At 39.3% G+C, this 19,721-nt stretch carries 21 protein-coding genes, 1 pseudogene and 2 riboswitches; of the genes and pseudogenes, 3 read left to right on the forward strand and 19 right to left on the reverse strand.

The window, feature by feature from the left end; genetic code table 11:
• Window positions 1-18: 18 nt before the first annotated feature.
• Together FS608_RS11180 and FS608_RS11185 are read right to left on the reverse strand one after the other, a co-directional pair.
• Window positions 19-1,371 carry an ABC transporter permease gene (locus FS608_RS11180; RefSeq protein WP_144549908.1) on the reverse strand — a complete coding sequence of 451 codons (1,353 nt, stop codon included), beginning with the start codon at window positions 1,369-1,371 and terminating at the stop codon, window positions 19-21.
• On the reverse strand, window positions 1,368-2,057 hold the full coding sequence (locus FS608_RS11185; protein WP_144549910.1) for an ABC transporter ATP-binding protein: 690 nt from the start codon (window positions 2,055-2,057) through the stop codon (window positions 1,368-1,370). Before FS608_RS11185 ends, FS608_RS11180 begins: the two co-directional genes overlap by 4 nt.
• 220 nt (window positions 2,058-2,277) lie before the next feature.
• On the opposite strand from FS608_RS11185, the gene FS608_RS11190 reads away from it, so the two are divergent.
• On the forward strand, window positions 2,278-4,371 hold the full coding sequence (locus FS608_RS11190; protein ID WP_144549912.1) for a transglycosylase domain-containing protein: 2,094 nt from the start codon (window positions 2,278-2,280) through the stop codon (window positions 4,369-4,371).
• Window positions 4,372-4,394: 23 nt separating this feature from the next.
• Here the strand turns inward: FS608_RS11190 and FS608_RS11195 are convergent, their stop codons facing one another.
• The 17 genes and pseudogenes from FS608_RS11195 to FS608_RS11275 form a co-directional block, all read right to left on the reverse strand.
• Window positions 4,395-5,111, reverse strand: coding sequence for an ATP-binding protein (locus FS608_RS11195; protein ID WP_144549915.1), 717 nt, complete (start codon window positions 5,109-5,111; stop codon window positions 4,395-4,397).
• Window positions 5,108-5,599, reverse strand: a complete 492-nt coding sequence (locus FS608_RS11200; RefSeq protein ID WP_144549916.1) for an ECF transporter S component — start codon at window positions 5,597-5,599, stop codon at window positions 5,108-5,110. Before FS608_RS11200 ends, FS608_RS11195 begins: the two co-directional genes overlap by 4 nt.
• Window positions 5,600-6,184 (reverse strand): cob(I)yrinic acid a,c-diamide adenosyltransferase, encoded by a 585-nt coding sequence (locus FS608_RS11205; protein ID WP_144549918.1) that lies wholly within the window; start codon window positions 6,182-6,184, stop codon window positions 5,600-5,602.
• 15 nt (window positions 6,185-6,199) lie between these two features.
• Complete coding sequence (locus FS608_RS11210) at window positions 6,200-6,634, reverse strand: bifunctional adenosylcobinamide kinase/adenosylcobinamide-phosphate guanylyltransferase (RefSeq protein WP_144549920.1); 435 nt, start codon at window positions 6,632-6,634, stop codon at window positions 6,200-6,202.
• Entirely contained in the window at window positions 6,586-7,185 is a 600-nt protein-coding gene (locus tag FS608_RS11215) for a histidine phosphatase family protein (RefSeq protein ID WP_260871644.1), read from the reverse strand. The genes FS608_RS11210 and FS608_RS11215 overlap by 49 nt, the downstream gene beginning before the upstream one ends.
• A complete protein-coding gene (gene cobS, locus FS608_RS11220; protein WP_144549924.1) occupies window positions 7,155-7,943 on the reverse strand; it encodes an adenosylcobinamide-GDP ribazoletransferase in 789 nt (262 codons plus the stop codon). Before cobS ends, FS608_RS11215 begins: the two co-directional genes overlap by 31 nt.
• On the reverse strand, window positions 7,943-9,448 hold the full coding sequence (locus FS608_RS11225; RefSeq protein ID WP_144549926.1) for a cobyric acid synthase: 1,506 nt from the start codon (window positions 9,446-9,448) through the stop codon (window positions 7,943-7,945). Before FS608_RS11225 ends, cobS begins: the two co-directional genes overlap by 1 nt.
• Window positions 9,445-10,017, reverse strand: coding sequence for a bifunctional adenosylcobinamide kinase/adenosylcobinamide-phosphate guanylyltransferase (locus FS608_RS11230; protein WP_144549928.1), 573 nt, complete (start codon window positions 10,015-10,017; stop codon window positions 9,445-9,447). The genes FS608_RS11225 and FS608_RS11230 overlap by 4 nt, the downstream gene beginning before the upstream one ends.
• Window positions 9,990-11,075: a threonine-phosphate decarboxylase CobD gene (gene cobD / locus FS608_RS11235; RefSeq protein ID WP_144549930.1), complete on the reverse strand. Its 1,086-nt coding sequence runs from the start codon at window positions 11,073-11,075 to the stop codon at window positions 9,990-9,992. The genes FS608_RS11230 and cobD overlap by 28 nt, the downstream gene beginning before the upstream one ends.
• Window positions 11,032-12,015, reverse strand: coding sequence for an adenosylcobinamide-phosphate synthase CbiB (cbiB, locus tag FS608_RS11240; RefSeq protein WP_144550094.1), 984 nt, complete (start codon window positions 12,013-12,015; stop codon window positions 11,032-11,034). Before cbiB ends, cobD begins: the two co-directional genes overlap by 44 nt.
• Window positions 12,009-13,478, reverse strand: coding sequence for a heme ABC transporter ATP-binding protein (locus FS608_RS11245; protein ID WP_144549932.1), 1,470 nt, complete (start codon window positions 13,476-13,478; stop codon window positions 12,009-12,011). The genes cbiB and FS608_RS11245 overlap by 7 nt, the downstream gene beginning before the upstream one ends.
• Window positions 13,479-13,481: 3 nt before the next feature.
• Window positions 13,482-14,543, reverse strand: a complete 1,062-nt coding sequence (locus FS608_RS11250) for a FecCD family ABC transporter permease (protein WP_144549934.1) — start codon at window positions 14,541-14,543, stop codon at window positions 13,482-13,484.
• A complete protein-coding gene (locus FS608_RS11255; RefSeq protein ID WP_144549936.1) occupies window positions 14,509-15,474 on the reverse strand; it encodes an ABC transporter substrate-binding protein in 966 nt (321 codons plus the stop codon). The genes FS608_RS11250 and FS608_RS11255 overlap by 35 nt, the downstream gene beginning before the upstream one ends.
• 192 nt (window positions 15,475-15,666) lie before the next feature.
• Window positions 15,667-15,857, reverse strand: a riboswitch (cobalamin riboswitch).
• Between the two features lie 57 nt (window positions 15,858-15,914).
• Window positions 15,915-16,385: a 6,7-dimethyl-8-ribityllumazine synthase gene (ribH, locus tag FS608_RS11260; protein WP_144549938.1), complete on the reverse strand. Its 471-nt coding sequence runs from the start codon at window positions 16,383-16,385 to the stop codon at window positions 15,915-15,917.
• 48 nt (window positions 16,386-16,433) lie between these two features.
• Window positions 16,434-17,057: pseudogene (gene ribB, locus FS608_RS11265) on the reverse strand (3,4-dihydroxy-2-butanone-4-phosphate synthase); the annotation flags it as partial.
• Window positions 17,058-17,096: 39 nt separating this feature from the next.
• Window positions 17,097-17,756 (reverse strand): riboflavin synthase, encoded by a 660-nt coding sequence (gene ribE / locus FS608_RS11270; protein WP_144549942.1) that lies wholly within the window; start codon window positions 17,754-17,756, stop codon window positions 17,097-17,099.
• Between the two features lie 149 nt (window positions 17,757-17,905).
• Window positions 17,906-18,054, reverse strand: a riboswitch (FMN riboswitch).
• Between the two features lie 118 nt (window positions 18,055-18,172).
• Window positions 18,173-18,643, reverse strand: a complete 471-nt coding sequence (locus tag FS608_RS11275; RefSeq protein ID WP_144549944.1) for a GyrI-like domain-containing protein — start codon at window positions 18,641-18,643, stop codon at window positions 18,173-18,175.
• 221 nt (window positions 18,644-18,864) lie between these two features.
• On the opposite strand from FS608_RS11275, the gene FS608_RS11280 reads away from it, so the two are divergent.
• Both FS608_RS11280 and FS608_RS11285 read left to right on the forward strand, forming a co-directional pair.
• The gene (locus FS608_RS11280) at window positions 18,865-19,068 is read left to right on the forward strand and encodes a hypothetical protein (RefSeq protein ID WP_098575308.1); all 204 of its coding nucleotides are present in this window, start codon (window positions 18,865-18,867) and stop codon (window positions 19,066-19,068) included.
• Window positions 19,061-19,258, forward strand: coding sequence for a YwbE family protein (locus FS608_RS11285; protein WP_144549948.1), 198 nt, complete (start codon window positions 19,061-19,063; stop codon window positions 19,256-19,258). Before FS608_RS11280 ends, FS608_RS11285 begins: the two co-directional genes overlap by 8 nt.
• The last annotated feature ends 463 nt before the right edge of the window (window positions 19,259-19,721 follow it).

Genomic DNA, 19,721 nt, shown 5'->3' on the forward strand with positions numbered 1-19,721 from the left:
GGTTTTTTCTTTTATCCATTACACTTCTCTTCTCATAGCTTTTAAGACATCGACCTTTGTTGCGCGCTGTGCTGGGCGTAATCCTGAAATGATAGTAACAGCGTAACAAATTACAACACAGATAATCGGTAAAACAAGCGGAATATCACTAAAAATCAGGTCTAAATCCGTCTCTTGGCCAAAAGCCTGTTTGATAATTAATGGAATCACAAAATTAACCGTATAACTAATCCCATAAGAAACGATCGTACCAATAAGGGCACCGATAAGCCCGATATAACTGCTTTCAAGCAGAAAGATTCGTTTAATGGTTTTCGGGTTGGCTCCGATTGCTTTCATAATCCCAATATCAGGGGCCCGCTCGGTCACCGCCATCGTCATCGTATTATAAATTCCAATGGAAGCAATCAGTATCGCGATGGTCCCAATAAAGATCAGACCTGCCTTTGCAATCATAAACACCATGTTTACTTCTTTTAGTTCATTGACAACTGAATATGTAGCATAATTCTTTTCTTTTAGTTGGTCAGATATACTTTGAACTGCTTCCATGTTTTTGGCATAAATTTTTACTTCATCATACATATTTTTATTGTTTACAAGATCTTCTGGTACCTCATTTGTATTTATATCCAACATGTATCCTTTGGGTGTCCCCGTAAATCTCTCAATTTCAGTTAACATCTCATCGGAAATAAAGACACTACTATCCTGTGCCCATTCTTTTGTTGGTTTTTTAGAAATCCCCACGACCTTTAATGGGATCGTTTTTTCTACTTGTTTACCATCTTTAAACTGTTTTACGGTTAAGTTTATTTCATTTCCAAGTAATTCACCTTTATAGAGATACTCATCTTTAATCTGCCCCTTTTCATCATACAGATCATCGCCCGCATCCTTGTCAGCTAGATTAGTTAAGAAATTATAACCGACGGCCACTTCATTTTTCCCTTTTGGAATATGCCCTTCCGATAATTCAAAACCAGCTTTTATTTCAGCCGGAAAATTTGCTACAAAGGTTGGTGCCGATTCTTGATATTTCCCAATCGTAAAAGCACCCTCCTGCTGTAACATTTTCCTTCTTGTCACTGCTTTTACATCGTTTATCTTTTCAAACAATTTAACATCTTTATCATTTAAAGGGCGATAAATACCTTCATCTTTTGTTTCCTTACCATGAATATCAATTTGGGTAATGACCCTCCGTTCGGTAATTTCCTTTACCACCGATTTCTGTAAACCAAACCCTACAGAGGCGAGGACAATTAAGAAGGCACAACCCATTGCGGTTGCAAGAATCGTCATAAATACTCTTGTTCTATTTTTCTTCATATTTTGGCGGACGAAGCGAAATTGGTCTCTTAACTTCATGCAAACACCTCCTGGACAATGCGTCCATCTTTTAATTCAATTTTACGGTTACCAATCTCAGCTACCTTATCATCATGGGTGATAATTAAAAACGTAATTCCTAAATCCCTATTCAATTCCTTAATAAATAGTAATAGCTCTTCTTCAGTTTCACTATCAAGGCTGCCCGTTGGTTCATCGGCAAGAATAATTGGGGGATTTACAATTAAGGCCCGGGCGATACTTACACGCTGCTGCTGCCCGCCTGACAGCTCTCCAGGATAATGATCCTGGTAATCTAGCAATCCCACTTTTTGCAGCATCGTTTCGGTTTGCACTTTTCTTTCCTTTTCATTTACACCTTTTAATATCAACGGCAATTCCACATTTTGAAAAGCGGTCATGCTCGGTATCAATTGAAAGCTTTGAAAAATAAATCCTAGATGATTGATTCGGAAGTCCGCAAATTTTGATTCATTTAAATCTGAAACTTTTTCCCCGCTAATCCAAATATCACCCTCTTTCGGATGAATGAAACCACTAACTAAGTTAAGGAGCGTCGATTTTCCTGACCCGCTTCTGCCAACAATAGTGACGATTTCACCCTTCTTGACACTTAAAGAAATATCTTTAAGTACTGGAATGATCGTTTGTCTCCCTTTTTTTCCAATCACAAAGTCATGGCTTAAGTTTTTTATTGTTATCATAATTTCCTCCTGTTTTCCAATCACTTCACCATAATAGACGAAGCACACTCACTTAACCCCTACAAAATAATTAATTTTTTTACAATTCGTTAGACGTCACATAAGTTTTTTTGGTTACATATGGGAATATTACTTGTTATATAGGCTTTTACTAGTCTTTTTAATTTATAAAATTTATAATAAAAGAATTAAAAATTACTTTTGAAAGTAAGGAGATTACATGGAGAAATTGCATCCATATTGGGAAAAGTTTGTTCTTTTCTGGAAAAAGAAACATTTAACTCAAATATTATTACTATTAATCTTAGTGGTAGTTTTAACTACCATCCTTTATTTTGGCTGGCTTGCGATGAGAGCCAATGTAGAATCGCTGAAGCAAGGTCTCAGTCAGCCGACCGTTATTTATGATAAAAAAGGGAAAATCGCAAGTAATGTCGCTACGAATCGGACAAAAGGAGTAAAAATCGAGGAGTTGCCGAAGTATGTCCCAAATGCTGTCGTGGCAATTGAGGATGAACGATTCTATGAGCATGGCGGTTTCGATATCAAAGGGATTGCTCGTGCATTTTTCAGTAACTTGTTTGCGGGCAGAATCACGGGCGGCGGCAGTACGTTAACCCAGCAGTTAACAAAGAATGCCCTCCTTTCTCCTGAACGAACCTATAAACGAAAAGCAGAGGAATTATTTTTAGCTGTAAAAATTGAAAAAGTTTATACAAAAAACGAGATACTGCAGATGTACCTTAATCAAGTTTATTTCGGGAGCGGTTCCTGGGGGATCAGCAACGCTTCCAAAAAATATTTTGATAAAAATATTAAAGACGTTACTATCAGTGAGGCAGCAATGCTTGCGGGTTTACTGCATTCACCGAATTACCTAAATCCCTACAACAACTATGATTTAGCCATGAAAAGAAGAAATACTGTATTAAGTAAAATGAAAGAACTTGGGATGATTACTAGTTCGCAATATAACAAAGCGAATAAAGAAAAAATTCGACTACATGATGGCGGCGGAAGCAATGTGGAACGAAAATATCCATATTATGTGGATGCGGTCCTTAATGAAGCAATCAATAAATATGGTTTAACACAAGAAGAAATTCTAACTAGAGGATATCGAATTTACACCGCGATGGATCAAAATCTGCAGTCTGATCTTGAACAAGTGTATAGTGAAGACTACTTGTTCCCACGCAGTAGAGGGGGAAAACTTGTTCAAAGTGGCTCTGTTCTAATGGACCCGGGTACAGGCGGGGTGAGTGCTCTAGTTGGTGGACGCGGTGAGCATGTATTTCGCGGATTTAACCGTGCAACCCAATTACGGGCACAGCCAGGGTCGTCGATTAAACCACTGGCCGTTTACACACCGGCCCTTGAAGAAGGATATAAATACTCATCTGAACTTGTTGATAAACCAATCAGCTTCGGAAACTACAAGCCAGAAAATTTTTCAAAGACCTATGAAGGCAAGGTTGAGATGTACAAAGCGCTAGAGAAGTCGCTGAATATCCCAGCTGTATGGCTGTTAAATGAGATTGGCTTAAATAAGGGAATCGATTCCTTAAAGCGGTTCGGTATACCCGTCGAGAAAGCAGATAAAAACCTGGCGATTGCACTGGGCGGTATGAGTACTGGGGTCTCTCCCCTGCAAATGGCTAACGCCTTTTCAGCTTTCCCAAATGGCGGAAAGAGGGAAGACAGCCACTTAATTACGAAAATAGTTGGACCAACTGGAAATGTGATTGCGGAGCATGAAGCAAAAACCACAAAAGTAACGTCTGAAAAAGTCACAGATGAAATGACATCGATGCTCTTAAATGTAGTCGAAACAGGAACGGCTCGGCGCGCCCGAATCCCTGACGTCCAAATAGCCGGTAAGACTGGATCCACCCAGCTGCCATATAATGATATTAGTGGAACGAAGGACCAATGGATGGTCGGGTATACGCCAAATCTGGTTGGCGCCATCTGGATAGGGTTTGACCAAACTGATCGGGAACATTATTTGCCAAGTCCAAGTTCGGCTAATGTGGTACCTATATTTAAGGAGATTATGAAGAAATCTGTTCAAGATCTTCCAAAAGAAAGCTTTGATGTGATTTCTATAAATGATCAACTAGCCGGTAAAGGCTCGACAAAAGTAAGTATCAATGAACAGGCGAAGAAAATTAGCAAGGAATTAAATGAAAATGCTCAGAAAATCGGGGAAACGATCAAAGAAAATGCTCCAGGTTGGAAAGAAAAGTTGGATCAAGTTTTATATAAGGTCGGCAAGGGAGTTAATTCTCTCATTGAAAGAATTCAGCAGTAATAAAAAATAGCACCAAGCCGGTGCTATTTTTTTATTACTAAGGTATGGAACAAGTCCCCTGTGATTTTTCGGAGGATTTCTTCCTGATCGGGTTGAAAAACGGCCATGAAACAGGTGGATGGGCCAGCTGATTTGATTATATCAACGGTAGTGACGATCCTTTCTTTTGTTAACTCTTCATTAAAGAACATTTGGTTAAGTTCAAATAAAATCCCTTTAGAACCAACCGGCCACAGCATAATATCCTTAATCTTGCTGACCTCTTTGAATATCGATAGAGGTGCAATTTGATCATTTTGTTCGATCACTTCATCTCCAACTAGCGGTAAACCAACAACAGCCAATTTCAATTGTTCTGAGAAAGTTCGGTCGGTTATTTTAGCAGACGATTTCTTCCCTAAGACCACTAACCCTATGGCTGATTGCAGAAGCTGAAAGTTACTTTCTGTACTTCCAGAAATACTTACCCCTGATAACTTTAGTTCAGAAAGCCCCTTTTCTACTCCACTAACTAGCTCATCCCAAGGTTCATTTCCACAAAAGTTATGCAGCAGTACTGAAATAGGCTCCCCTCCTGCTGCTATACATTCCATTGCGGCAACTCTAAATGCATAATAAGCTACGGTTTCATAGGGTACATGAACAAGATCTTGCTCCTTCATTCCAATCGCTCCGCTATTATCACAAGCAATAATGAGGGAGTTCCCACCGCTAAAAGGAATGGTTACGATATCCCTCATTGTTTGACATCCCGATTGGGTAATCCATGTGTTACAAGTGAAGTTATTCGTGGAATTGCCACCATTGCGATGACCGTATTGATGATGGAACCAATGAGCAAAGAAGGAATAATCCCCAAATAAAATCCTAGATTCATTAAATAAATAAATGGTAACGGGGCAACCAATGAGTTTCCAATGATGAAAACAACACATGCTAAAATTTTATTATTTTTATACATGTGCCCAAAAACCCAAACCAGCACAGCCATTTCGACAGCAATTAAAAAGTGCATGGGCCCTAGTGGGAACCCACCAATCAATGCCGATAATAGATGCCCAAATGCCCCCACTAATGCACCTGCCCCTGCCCCAAACAAGACTGCTGCCAAAAGTGCAGGGAATGCATCCAATGCGACGCTGCCGACAATAGCTGGAATTTTAATCATAGCTCCGACCACAGACAATGCCGTTAACATTGCCAGTCCGCTAACCCATTTTCCTTTCATTTACTTTTCCTCCTTACGCTTCCCATCCCTAAACACATTCGCACTGCGAACATATTCTACATCACTGACATGTAATCGGAAGTTGATCACTCTTGCTAGCGCAAAGAAATAGTCTGACAGGCGGTTAAGGTACATCAACGCTATTTCAGAAGTTTTTGGATCAGCTTTCACCAACTTAACAACTAATCGCTCGGCTCTTCTAGTCACCGTTCTAGCGATATGAATCGAAGCCGATGGTTTAGTTCCTCCTGGTAAAATAAATCGCTCTAACTCAGGCGCTTCTTCAATGTATTCATCGATTTTCTTTTCAAGGTAATCAATGGACTCTTGGTGAAGTTTTAATTCCCGCTTCGCTGTCACATTTGCGAGGTCTCCACCACAATCAAATAATTCATGTTGGATTTTTTCAAGATCGGCCAGAACGTCCTTAAATATATTGGGGTCCAGTTCTTGTATGGCCTGCCCGACAAAGCAATTCACTTCGTCCACGGTTCCATATGCTTCAACACGAATGTCATCTTTATCTACCCTTCCACCGATGATGCTTGTTTTTCCTTTGTCACCTGTTCTTGTGTAAATTCTCATTATTCCCATTCCCCTTTACTTTATAGTTTGGTTTAATCCATACCAAATGACGTCAACTTTTTCTGCTTTGGCAGCGATATCTTGAAAAGCCCAACCTGTTACATCCCGCCATCGTCTATTTTCTACCTCCATTGGAACAATTCCTTTTGTTATATCAGTTCCAATCACAATTAACTTGCGCAGCTCATCTGCATTTTCCCAAGTAGTCCATTCCTCTAAATTATTGGCCCATATCTGACGGCACTTATCGGCATCGAATGTGGCTATTAAATCTTTCAGCCAAATTTCTACTCCCTCAAGAATCACTACGCCCTCGTTGAAATCAATTAAATTTATCGGGAGAGTGTGGTCATCGTAAGCTGAAACCCAATGTTTATTCTTGAAACAGCTATAGGTATTCTTTACCCATGCCCTTTTGCCGTTAAAGGCACCTCCAATAATAAAATGCATCGTTCACCCCTCCTTAGTGATTCTCTTTCAAAAATGAGTTCGTATCCTTGTTCATGCTTTACCTCCCACGCCCAAAATTCTCTTTTGACTGGTGCAAACATTGATAACAGATAGCGAATAACTCCGCCATGAGTAATTACCGCAGCGCTTTTATCGTTTGACATAAGAAGCTCGTCGGTAATATTAGACCAGCCAGAATCAACCCTACTAGTGAATTCATGATATGATTCACCTTCCGGCGGTAGATGTAAATTAGGAGCTCTCAGCCAATTGCGATAGTGAACATTTTCTTTTAATTCTTCGTACGTTTTCCCTTCCCATTGACCGAAATTCATTTCTCGTAATTCTTTGACAAGATTTATACTAGCATTTGAAAATAATCTTTCTCCTGTTTGAACACATCTCTGCAAGTCACTAGAATAATAATGCTCATAACTTTTTGAAATGACGAGCTTCTTAGTTTCAGGAGATAAAGGAGAATCATTCCATCCTAAATAAGCTTTTCGTTTGTTTTCTTCGGTTACACCATGACGAAATAATGCAATAACCACACGGTCATCCACAGTAGTAACTCAGTCCCTTCCACCGCAGCACCTAAGACATCCCCGGTAATACCGCCAAACCATTTCACTGCTTTTCGGCGAAACAGAAATATACAGCATGCTGAAATCAGAATTAATATACCTATATTGAAGAATTGCTTATTAAAAAAACTAACTAAAATGAGCAGACAGATTAAGTAAATGGGATACAGCCAAAGTGACTGCGGTTTCGCCGCATTTTGGAACAATGCGCCGAGTCCGTCATTTTTGGCGGTCTTCACAGTTAACAACAGAATTCCCATGACACTTTTACTTAAAAAAGGAATAAGTGCAATAATGATAAATAGGACGTTTTCAACATTCGCTATACTTTCATAAATAAATAGAAACCGACAGCTTAATAAAACCAAAATGGACAGAACACCAAAGGCACCTGTTCTAGGATCCTTCATAATTTCAAGCCTTTTCTCCTGATCTTGATAGGAAAAAAAAGCATCACTCGCATCCATCCAGCCATCGAGATGAATTCCTCCCGTCAAGAGAATTGTTGCCAGCCAAAGCAAGAAGGATGAAGCAAGGTGGCTAAAAGGAGTAAATTCCAAACAAAGATATAAGAGCGCAGAATAAATGATTCCTTGCATTAATCCTACTAACGGGAATGCTTGCACTGCCTTTTTAAGATGTTCCTTATCCATTGGCAATTCTCTTCTGATTGGGATCGCAGTAAAAAATTGAATATCGATTAAAAAACCTTTCCAGAACATCATCATTTTGAACCCCATTGATGGATGAGCTTTTTCATCAGATCCCATTTTATGTGACTTATCATCTCATTTGCTAAAATATTAAATCGTTTATCTTTATACTCGCTAATAGATTTAATTCCTTGGACTGGCAGACCTTTCTTTTTCCGAATCATATTTAACCATTGATTTCTCCACTCATCATTATGAAAAAGATGATGAAGATATGTTCCAATGATATGTCCGTCATTTCCGAAATACCCATCATCTTCCCCATTGGCAAAGGTTAAAAATGGAATCCCGCCTTTAGAAAAGGTAGTCTTTCCTAAATGAATTTCATAGCCCTCTAGCCGTTGAGTTGCAGGTAATCCAGTAGCTTTGTGATACTGAGCATTGACTTGATTCGTTTCCTTTTCTTGATAAAAAGTAGTCGTCGCTGGGATCATTCCTAATCCTTTAACCTTGTAGTTAGGAATGTTTGTGTCCCTACCTTCTTTATCAATCAATTCTTCACCGAGGATTTGATACCCACCACAGATACCTACAATAAAACCGCCATTGACCACATGTTTTTTGATTAAAATATCTAACTGTTTATCTCGTAAATTTTGCATGTCACTGATCGTACTTTTTGTACCAGGTAGGATAATCGCATCCGGTTGTCCGAATTCACTTGAATTTTTGACCCAACGGACTGTTACATCTTCCTCATATAAGAATGGTTCCAAGTCACTATAATTTGAAATAAACGGGAGGTGGATGACAGCAATATCTAGTGTCCCTTTTTTCGGATAGGGAAATTGTGTTCTGATCGATAATGAGTCTTCGCCATCAATCATATGATTTTCAACAAACGGTAATACACCTAATACAGGAACACCTGTTTTTTCTTCGAGCCACTGAACTCCATCCTCAAATAAGCTGCGATCGCCGCGAAACTTATTAATAATCACACCAACTACTCTTTCCCTTTCGTTAGGGTCCAGTAAATCAAGCGTGCCAACAATACTTGCAAACACTCCGCCGCGATCAATATCAGCAACCAAAACTACTGGTATATCCGCCAATTCGGCCACCTTCATATTAACAAGTTCGCGGTCCTTTAAATTGATTTCAACTGGGCTGCCTGCTCCCTCAATTACGACTACATCAAATTCAGTTGCAAGTTGTTGAAGTGATTCCTTAATTACTGCTAACCCCTTCTCATAAAAGTGATCCCGATACCCGCGACCTGAAAGGGTCTCGATTGCTTTACCTAGAAAAACAATTTCAGCGTCTTGTGCGGAACGCGGCTTTAATAAAATCGGATTCATCCATACCGAAGGCTCTACTCTAGCAGCCTCTGCTTGAATTCCTTGTGCTCTTCCAATCTCTTTTCCGTCGCTTGTTACGTAAGAGTTATTGGACATGTTTTGCGATTTAAACGGAGTGACCCTTACTCCCTCGTTGGAAAGGATCCTGCACAGGGCTGTTACGATTAAACTTTTGCCCACATCTGAAGCTGTCCCCTGAATCATGAGTCCTTTCATAATATTGCTCCCTTCATGACGATTGGAATCCCTGCTTCCACAATGTACACTTGGTCCGCCTCCCTAACTAAGTATTGATGGATTTGTCCAAGTAAACGGCCATATTTAAACACCATTTCATTGCCAAGTAAGGATTCATATAAAACCTCATTACTCACGATTAACATGGTTCCGACCCGTTCCAATATAGAAGTAATCCCGATGAGAATAGTATCTTTAACAGTGGTTAAAAATCGTTCATCCCATTTTTGCTCAGAAGAAAATAGTTCATTATTTAATAGTGTGGTCAGACAATCTAGTAAAACCACATCTTCGGCATTAAATTCATTCTCTATCTTTCCTATTTGAACGGACTGTTCATATGTTTTCCACTCGCTAGCCCCTGTTAAGCGATCCTGTTGATGTTTTTTAATTCGTTCCTTCATTTCTGAATCTGAAGCAACACCCGTAGCCAGATAGCTAAGTCGACCTCCAGTTTTACTTGCCATTTCAATTGCTGTCTTCTCCGCAAAGCTGCTCTTCCCGCTCCTCACACCACCTGTTATGAAGATGAGTTTTGATGCCGCCATTGTGTTAACACCTCCATTAATTGATTATTTTCTTCATGACCTTTTATGGCAAAACGCAGCCATCTTCCCTCCAAGCCTGGGAAATTAAAAGTATGTCGTGGGATGATTCCCTGATGAAGAAGAAATTCAAATAATGTGAACTGATCCTTTAAAAGCGGATCCTGTAGTAAGTAAAAATTTACATCGGATGACGAAGCAATATAGTTATTTTGATGAAAATAAGCAAAAAGCCTCTTACGCTCATGACCAATAAATTCTTGTGTCTTTTTAATAAAAGCTTCGTTTTGAAGACAAACTTCCCCTGCTAGTAACGCAATAGTATTTGTGCTCCAATGGGATTGCTGCTTGCTCAGTTCTGAAACTATCTCTGATTGAGCGACTAAATACCCTAAGCGTATTCCTGGTATAGCAAACATCTTTGTCAGCGAGCGAATAATAATTAAATTTGAAAATCGGTTTATGTATGGAACAAATGATTCATATTCGTTTAAAAAATCAAAAAAAGCTTCATCTAAGATGACCAGGCAATCTCGTTTTTCACACTCTTCTACGATTGAGATTATCGTTGACGGAGGATAGTGAATTCCGGTTGGGTTATTAGGGTTACACAAAAACATAGCATCCACATCTATTAGACTTGTGCGTAGATCGGTAGGGTTCAATGTAAAGTCTGGCTCAACTAATTGATGATAGACAATTTCACATTGATTTGCCCGACATACTTCCTCATATTCTGAAAAAGTCGGCTCGATGATGAGGACTCTTTTACCAGCAAGCATTCGTCCAAGCAGTGTAATCATTTCTGCTCCACCATTGCCAATTAAAATAGTATCACTCTTGGTCTGTTCTGCTTTTGAAATCATGTCCGTAAGCTTGGTTGCAAACGGATCTGGGTACACATGAATTTCTCGAAAAAAATCTAACCACTTTTCCTTTAGTGCAGTTGGCGGACCAAGTGGATTAATATTTGCGCTAAAATCGATAAACTCCTTTGGGAGCGCTAATCCCATAGCTTTATATAAATATTGAGGATTCGATCCATGTGAAGGCCAACTCAAAGAATACTCCCCCAATCCATAATAGTAGTAAAAATAAAAAGACCGTTCTGCTAAGAATAGTATTTGCTCCAAGAATATGCGATGCTTGGATCATTTGAATCGGATCACCCATTTTTGCGCGGTTCGATAGAATCCCTTTGTAATAATTGATACCGCCCAGCTGGATCCCTAAAATAGCTGCAACAGCCGCCTCTCCCCAGCCGCTGTTTGGGCTTGGATGCTTTTTCGCATCACGGAACAAAATCATCCAAGCATCCTTAAAACCTATCTCTACTGGTCGTTTTCCAATCAGCATGGTCATGCCTGTTAATCGACTGGGAATCCAATTCATTACATCATCCCATCTTGCAGAAGCCCAGCCAAACTCTTTATATCTATCGTTCATGTGGCCCACCATTGAATCACATGTATTAGTGGCTCGATAAACCATCGCCAGTGGTGCCCCGCCAATGAGTGCCCAAAACATCGGGGCAGTCACACCATCACTGGTATTTTCAGCCACCGTTTCAATGGCACCCCTTGCAATTTCACCTTCATCAAGGCTTTCTGTATCACGGCCAACAATATAGGATAGCTTTTTCCTCGCTTCAGAAAGTTCCCCTTCACTTAACGGACGATAGACCTCAAGGGCAGCTTCCTTTAAACTCTTTCGAGCAATAGTTGTAGAAATAATAATACTTTCTACTAATATCCCGACAAATGGGTGAACACGATAACCGACCAAAATTAAAACGAAGGCAATGAAATAAACAAAGAGTAAAATAAAAAGGAGCATTCCTACCCCTTTCCATTTTTTTAACTTTCCCTTATTCAAGCGTTTTTCTAAAAATGAAATCATTGTACCAATCCATCTAACAGGATGAGGCCAGTTGGGTGGATCTCCAATAAACATGTCGATAATATAAGCAATTGTAATAGCGGCTAAATGATAGACTAACATTTTCGTTTCCTTTTGCTTGATTTTTGAATCGCTTCTGTCGTGCACTGATAAACAGCTTTGCTGATGAGCTTTCCTAACGGAGTAATCGTTCCTGCAAATTCTAGCGTATCGCCCGTTTGTGTAGCAGCTATTAAAATACTATCGGTCGATGTTCCGGTCGCGAAGGTTCCGGAAACTTCATCCATTACCATTAGATCATTCAATGCCTTAACTTTTGCTTCAGTGGCGGTCATAATGCTTTGGATAAAGGCTTCTTCTGTTAACTCTCCTTCGACAAAAATCCATGTATTGATAGTTCCAGGTATCATTTCAAATGAATGTAGTTCACTCTTCGAAGCATCAATCGCATTTCCAACCCCTGCTGTTACAACCGCAAATATCGAGAAGCCAGTATCGGTATATCTTTTGTAAACGACATCTTCCAATATAACTGCAGTCATCATGCCCACAGTTTCCGACGGTTCAAACCCTTTTGATTTCAAAAATAAGGCCATCTCGCTGCGGTGGTCATTACATCTGTAATCCTTGTTGACATGTCGATTCACAAACGTCTGATGCCATCCGGTACCCGAACCAATTACTCCTGAGGACATGGTCCTTAATGGCATGGAAGAAGTTAATTCAATCCATTCCTTTGATATATGTAACCTTGACTCATCTATTGTAAACATGACCTTGTTGTGATTTACTTTTGGCAATAATGCCATCTGTGGTGCAGCAACTCTAGGGTGAGGGTGTTTTTGAATGTCAGTATGGTACACGTCTCTGATTCGTTCTTCACGAAGCACCTCATTAGGAATGTGATTGATATTAATCCGTCCGTTTTCAAGGAGAAGCAGCCGGTCACAATAAAGCCCAGCAAGGTTTAAATCATGAAAAATAGAGATGACCGTTAACTGATTTTCTGATGTCCATTGTTTTAAGAAATCTAACAATTCCTTCTGGTAGGATAAATCTAAATGATTGGTAGGTTCGTCTAATAAAAGGATTTCAGGCTCTTGGGCGAGCGCTTGGGCGAGAAAAACTCTTTGTTTTTCCCCTCCTGATAACTCCTGAATATTCTTATTTTGGAAACTAGATACACCAATTTGATTCATTACTCTTTGGACAACCTCTTCATCAGCGGGACCCCAAGATTGAAACAACCCCTTTTGATGGGCATAACGTCCGAGCGAAACGGTTTCTTTCACCGTGTAAGAGAAAGATTGTGATGAATGTTGGGACAGGACAGCAATTATTTTGGCCAATTGTTTTGCCTTGTATTGCTGGAGCCGTTTTCCGTTGATTTGAATCTCACCTTTTTGGATTGGTAAAATGCCGCTTAGCATTTTTAAAAGGGTTGTCTTCCCGCTTCCATTCGGACCGAGGATTCCGAAAAGTTCTCCCTTTTCCACTTCAAAAGAAATGTCCTCCAGAACCGCTTCATTCGAGTATCCACCAGAAACCTGTTGAACGCTAAGCATCCTTTAACCACTTCTTTCCATCCTTTTTCTTTGTAGCAGGATTATTGCAAATATTGGAGCACCAATTAAAGCAGTGATGACACCAATCGGTAATTCTGTTGGAGAAATGATCGTTCTCGAAATCAAGTCAGCTAAAATTAAAAAACCTGCCCCCGTTATGATTGACAAAGGAAGAAGATGGCGATGATCTGGTCCCCATAATAATCTCGACAGATGTGGAATGACCAGACCAACAAAACCAATGGTGCCTGACACCGCAACGGCTGCCCCTGTTAATATCGAGCCGGCTGTCAAGATTAAGAGCTTTCTCTTGTGTACATTAACCCCTAGATGTTGTGCCCGTTCTTCCCCAAATGACATCGCATTAAGTTCCTTTGCATTAAAGAGGAGCAAACATGAGCCAATGATGAAAAATGGGAAAATGATTTTTATGTAATCCCAGCCCCTCATTGAAACACTTCCCAAAAGCCAGCCAATAATCTGCCGGAGTTCATCTCCCGTTAGTGCAATCATAAGCGAAATTAGGGCTCCTAAAAAGGAACTGAAAATAATACCTGTTAATATAATGGTTTCCACTCGCATTGAGCGTTCGATTTTACTCGCAAACATGAGAACTAGGAAGATTGTAAAAAAAGAGAATAGGATACTTAACAATGGTAATGTAAAGGATCCAATGAAGGGAATGGAAAGCTGAAAAAACAGGGTCAACACTGCCCCGACAGACGCTCCCGAGGATACACCTAATGTATAAGGATCTGCTAACGGATTTCTAAGCAGTCCTTGAAAGGCTGCCCCTGCAATAGCAAGGGAAGCCCCGACAAGACCTGATAAGATCACTCTAGGTAAACGAATATTTAGGACAATACTCGAATACATGGGGTCGATTGTTTCCAATGAGATAACCCCAAATAACTTAGCAGTGATAATCTTAATAAGGGTTAAGATTGGAACGGACACCGTTCCAATTGAAATACCTAATAAGATAGAAAGAACTAGGAAAATTCCCGCTATAATATAGGCAAGATACTTATTATTTAAAAACTTCAGGATAGACAGCCTTCGCAAGATCTTCTACTCCTTCAATAATCCTCGGGCCTGAGCGAGTAACGCGATCAGAATCCACATCAACTACTTGCTTATTTTTTACAGCGTTGACTGTTTCCCAGCCTTTTCTGCTTAAAACTTGCTCCGTCGGATTTTTCACATAGTACCCGTATGTTGTAACGATAACATCAGGATTACGTTTAATCATTGCCTCTTGGTCAATTTTAATCCAGCCTTCTTGATCATTTGCGATATTTTCTGCATTAATGATACTAATCATCTGATCCATAAACGTATTCTTTCCTGGTGTATAAATTTCTGGTGCAGGTGAAACCTCAACAAATACCTTTTTCTTTTCTTTTATTCCCGCAGCCTTTGCTTTAATTTCGGCCAACTTAGCCTTCATCCCTGTAATCATCTCATCTGCTTTCGCAGTTTCACCGGTGGCTTTCCCAATCATATCAATGGAATCATAAACTTGATCAATATTTTGGGCATCATTTACAACTAAAACTGCAATCCCAGCATCTTTTAGCTGCTGCAGTCCTGCTTCAGAATTGTGCGCTGAAGAGGCATGAGCTAACACTAAATCAGGCTTTAAGGAAATAATTTTTTCTAAATTAATTTCTTGACCTCCGACTTTTTCCTTTTTTGTTGCAGCCTCCGGATAATTATCGAAATCAGACACGCCCACCACTTCTTTATCTAAACCTAATGCAAAAGCAATTTCAGTATTACTTGGGATAAGAGAAACGATCTTTTCGGGTTTCTTTTCGATAATAACTTTGGTTTGGGCTGCATCTGTAATCGTAAGGGGATATGTAATCTCCGCCGTTTTCTTCTCAACGCTGGATTTATTTTCTTCGTTAACCTGGTCTTTCTTTTCAGCACAACCCGCTAACACTCCTATTGTCAATAATACTACTAACAGCAATGAATACAATTTTTTCATTTTTCTCCCTGCTTTCTGTGGTATATCTTGTATGTAACAAAAAATAAATCTTTCTTGTGCCAAACAAATTGGCGTAGATAACAACAAAAAACATCTCCACGTTTTGATGGAGATGTTGGTATGAATAGATTCTATTACTAGCAAAAGTAAAAGGAGTCTAGCCTTCAACACCTTCCTATCCTCGTAGGTTACTTGGCGCACAAGAATTAGGCAGGTTTCCTGGCTCATGATCAACGCTTCCTATGCCTTCCCATCGTAATTGACAGTGACATAATATAGGTTGCTCCCATTTACAGTGGCGGGACCGCGTTGGCTTCTACCAACTTCCCTTTTAAGCTTAAAATCTCGAATAAGATTTTAGCACCTAATTTTAAAAATATTTTTTGTTACGTTAATTATAGAAAAAGTGGAATGATTTGTATATGTTTTTTTACAATAATTTATGCTTCAATACTTCTGCATAAATTTGCCATTTCAATCGCAGCCGTTGCTGCATCCCAACCTTTATTACCCGCCTTTGTTCCGGCACGCTCAATGGCTTGTTCGATTGAATCTGTTGTTAACACTCCAAAAATAACCGGAATGCCACTTTTTAAATTAATCGCAGAAACACCTTTTGCTACTTCATTACAAACAAAGTCAAAATGTGGAGTTGAACCGCGAATAACTGTTCCTAACGTAATTACCGCATCATATTTATTGCTATTGGCCATTTTTTGGGCGATTAATGAAATCTCAAATGCCCCGGGAACCCACGCAAGGTCCACGTCTGATTCGCTAACGCCATGTCTTTTAAGTGCATCCTGTGCACCGCTTAATAATTTACTGGTAATAAATTCATTAAAACGTCCAACAACAATTCCAATTTTTAAACCAGAGCCAACTAAATTTCCTTCAAAAATATTTCCCATGTATATACCTCCATCAATTGTTTTGTGTATTAGCGATTTTTTTAGTTAAACTTCCCGCTTAACCATGTTTTCTTTTTTTATTCGGTATTCAACTAAATCCTTAATCGTAATCATTTTAAGATTCATTTTCTCAGCAATTTTGAAAAGATCGGGAACGCGGGCCATCGTTCCGTCTTCATTCATAATTTCACAAATAACCCCAGCAGGCTTAGCACCGCATAATTTGGCAAGATCCACCGCTGCTTCTGTATGTCCATTTCTCTTCAGAACTCCACCTTGTTTAGCAATGAGTGGAAAAATATGCCCTGGTCTTAAGAAATCAGCGGCTTCTGATTCTGGGTCAACCATACTCAAAACGGTTGCGGATCTTTCAAATGCAGAAATGCCAGTGGTAGAGAATTTATGATCAATACTGACAGTAAAAGCAGTTCGTTTCGGATCTGTGTTATTGGTAACCATTGGATGTAAGTCAAGCTTCTTGGCTAAATCCTCATCAATTGGCACACAGATTAGACCTCGTCCGTGAGTGGCCATGAGATTTATGACCTCGGGTGTTGCTTTTTCAGCTAGGGAAATAAAGTCCCCTTCATTTTCCCTATCCTCATCATCACAGACAATGACTACCTTACCTTCCTTTAAATCCGATAGTGCTTCATCAATTGAATTAAACACGGGTATCTCTCCTTTCAATCATGATGTAACGAACATAGTTTAAAAAAATCCATTCTCTTCTAAAAAATTAGCGGTTATCCCTTTGCTGCTTTTTTGCGGCGGTTGATTAGAAAAATTACTAATAAAATGACCAACATATTTTCCTATCATATCGCATTCTAAGTTAACAATATCCCCTGAACCCTTTAGACCTAGAATCGATTCTGACAATGTGTGCGGGATAATGGATAATGTAAAACTATTCTCCGAAACGGCAAATACGGTTAAGCTTGTCCCATCAACCGCAATCGACCCTCTTAAGATTACATATTTCAATAATTCCTCTTCGGCTTCAATCTCATAGTAAATCGCATTTTCAAGTGATTGTTTACTTTTGATTACACCTGTTCCGTCAATATGTCCTGAAACGAAATGGCCGCCAAACCTTCCACCCGCTGCCATCGCCCGTTCAAGATTTACTTTTGAACCCCGTTTTACCATGTTTAAGCTGCTGGCTCTGACAGTCTCCGGCATAACATCTACCGTAAACAGTTTCCCAGTAAAGGATGTAACCGTTAGACAAACCCCATTAACAGCAATACTGTCACCAAGATGGACATCGTTCAGTATTTTTTTTGCTTCAATGGTTAACACAAACGATTCGCCAGTCCGCTGGATGTTTGCAACCACGCCAATTTCTTCAATAATTCCAGTAAACATATTGTTCCTACTCCTTACTATGTTTCCCTTTAATTCTTACTCTAAAAAAAGAAGGACCCTGATAACAATAAGTCATCAGGGTCCAGTAAAAAGGCAATAGAAAATAAAGGCTTAAAAATAGGTACACTTCACCCTACTATTAATCCTGTCTTTTCCTTCTCCCATCCAGACTTTAACTGTCGGCCCTGGAGTTTCACCAGATCCACCGCTTAACATAATAATGTTAACCGGGTCACGGACTAAGAAGCTTAGCTTCATCACCGCCGGTTAGGAATTTCACCTGACCCCGAAGGAAATTATTTGAATATATATTTATATGTTATGATATTTCATTCTAATAGTAAAGTAATCCGCTCTAATTAAGGACAATATTAATATCCTAGGCTTATTTTACGATCTTAATATTCCCGACTTAGTTATTGTTTATAAGTCTTTACAGGCAAATAAATATCGAAATAAAGTTCACCATTCTCATTTTGATGTTTATGCTCTTCTTTAAATACTTCCATACTTAATGCATTGTGATCCTGTTCGTAGCCATATTCTTCCATCCAAGAATAAATTTGTTTATATGTATTTTCCACTTCTTCAAGGCTTCCTCGATGTGTAGCAAAAACATAATTTTTACTTGGAATTGTAAAGCCAACCATACCTTCTGGAATTTCCTCGATTTTTTCTACTGGTGTTGTCACATAATAGGTAATTTCGGTTTCTCTGCTATGAAAAGGTGCGATTAAAACAGGTTCATTCGTTTGATAAGATACTTCTTCTAGTCTATTTACCATCTTTTTAAAAAGAGTTGGGAGTGTACTAATTTGTGAATAAGTTCCGTTCCATGAAATCCCAACAACCTTCATTTCTTCTTTTTCTATTACTTGGATACTCATGCTAATCCCCCTTTTTGAATTATCATATTAATATAATTCTCACCCCACTGTTAAAATCCTGCAAAAATAATTCGACTAAATCATTCAAAAAAGCCCCTCATGTAATTGAACGGCCTTTTACAATCGCCAAATTAACTATCTTTTTAAATTATGAGGTAAATTTTATTATTTGGATGAAAATAGCTTATAATGGACTTAACACATTAATAGGAGGATTTTTTATGAGTAATGAAAATCAAACCAATCCACAGGAAGAACCGAAGAAAAAGATAAGTTTGCAAGAAGCGATGAAACAACAACTGCAAAATAAGAAGAATAAATCTGCCGGAGGAACTTCAAGTTCAAACAACTCGATGGCAACTAAAAAGCTGCAAAGCCAGCAGACGAAAAAAGTAAGTAATTCTCGGAGAAAAATGGGTGTCTAACGGGCAAAATCGAGTAGATATTTCCCCGGGTGCACTCGTCAAAATTGTCCTAAAAGCGGATCAACGAAGTGGGAAACTAACAGAGGGGACCGTCAAGGATATATTAACCAAGTCCAACTTTCATCCTCATGGCATAAAAGTCAGGCTTACTGACGGACAAGTTGGAAGAGTTAAAGAAATAAATAATTAGTTTAGAAAGTTAAACCCCCTTTGCGTATTATTGCAAAGGGGGATTTTCTAGTGTATTTCTTTTACCGTGCAGATTCTTTTAAGTCATGGTAAATGGAGTTACCTTACATTTACCGGGTGGACGTTTTTTCCTCTTCACGGTAAATGGAGTGCACTTTCATTTACCGGGTGGACAGTTTTTTCCTCTTCACGGTAAATGGAGCGACCTTTCATTTACCAGGGGGACGGTTTTTTCCTCTTCATGGTAAATGGAGCACTCTTTCATTTACCGGGTGGGCAGGTTTTTCCTCTTCATGATAAATGGAGCGACCTTTCATTTACCGGGTGGACGGTTTTTTCCTCTTCATGGTAAATGGAGCGACCTTTCATTTACCGGGTGGACGGTTTTTTCCTCTTCATGGTAAATGGAGCGACCTTTCATTTACCAGGGGGACGGTTTTTTCCTCTTCACGGTAAATGGAGTG

The organism is Bacillus sp. X1(2014), from assembly GCF_007678255.1.

What these genes read in the sequence shown, in the direction of transcription:
- FS608_RS11245 (WP_144549932.1), bottom strand. Translation starts at nt 13,478, where the DNA reads ATGCTTAGCGTTCAACAGGTTTCTGGTGGATACTCGAATGAAGCGGTT.
- FS608_RS11230 (WP_144549928.1), bottom strand. Translation starts at nt 10,017, where the DNA reads ATGGCGGCATCAAAACTCATCTTCATAACAGGTGGTGTGAGGAGCGGG.
- FS608_RS11205 (WP_144549918.1), bottom strand. Translation starts at nt 6,184, where the DNA reads ATGAGAATTTACACAAGAACAGGTGACAAAGGAAAAACAAGCATCATC.
- FS608_RS11180 (WP_144549908.1), bottom strand. Translation starts at nt 1,371, where the DNA reads ATGAAGTTAAGAGACCAATTTCGCTTCGTCCGCCAAAATATGAAGAAA.
- ribE (WP_144549942.1), bottom strand. Translation starts at nt 17,756, where the DNA reads ATGTTTACTGGAATTATTGAAGAAATTGGCGTGGTTGCAAACATCCAG.
- FS608_RS11190 (WP_144549912.1), top strand. Translation starts at nt 2,278, where the DNA reads ATGGAGAAATTGCATCCATATTGGGAAAAGTTTGTTCTTTTCTGGAAA.
- FS608_RS11225 (WP_144549926.1), bottom strand. Translation starts at nt 9,448, where the DNA reads ATGAAAGGACTCATGATTCAGGGGACAGCTTCAGATGTGGGCAAAAGT.
- FS608_RS11255 (WP_144549936.1), bottom strand. Translation starts at nt 15,474, where the DNA reads ATGAAAAAATTGTATTCATTGCTGTTAGTAGTATTATTGACAATAGGA.
- ribH (WP_144549938.1), bottom strand. Translation starts at nt 16,385, where the DNA reads ATGGGAAATATTTTTGAAGGAAATTTAGTTGGCTCTGGTTTAAAAATT.
- cobS (WP_144549924.1), bottom strand. Translation starts at nt 7,943, where the DNA reads ATGATGTTCTGGAAAGGTTTTTTAATCGATATTCAATTTTTTACTGCG.
- FS608_RS11275 (WP_144549944.1), bottom strand. Translation starts at nt 18,643, where the DNA reads ATGAGTATCCAAGTAATAGAAAAAGAAGAAATGAAGGTTGTTGGGATT.
- cbiB (WP_144550094.1), bottom strand. Translation starts at nt 12,015, where the DNA reads ATGTTAGTCTATCATTTAGCCGCTATTACAATTGCTTATATTATCGAC.
- FS608_RS11195 (WP_144549915.1), bottom strand. Translation starts at nt 5,111, where the DNA reads ATGAGGGATATCGTAACCATTCCTTTTAGCGGTGGGAACTCCCTCATT.
- FS608_RS11200 (WP_144549916.1), bottom strand. Translation starts at nt 5,599, where the DNA reads ATGAAAGGAAAATGGGTTAGCGGACTGGCAATGTTAACGGCATTGTCT.
- FS608_RS11185 (WP_144549910.1), bottom strand. Translation starts at nt 2,057, where the DNA reads ATGATAACAATAAAAAACTTAAGCCATGACTTTGTGATTGGAAAAAAA.
- FS608_RS11210 (WP_144549920.1), bottom strand. Translation starts at nt 6,634, where the DNA reads ATGCATTTTATTATTGGAGGTGCCTTTAACGGCAAAAGGGCATGGGTA.
- FS608_RS11280 (WP_098575308.1), top strand. Translation starts at nt 18,865, where the DNA reads ATGAGTAATGAAAATCAAACCAATCCACAGGAAGAACCGAAGAAAAAG.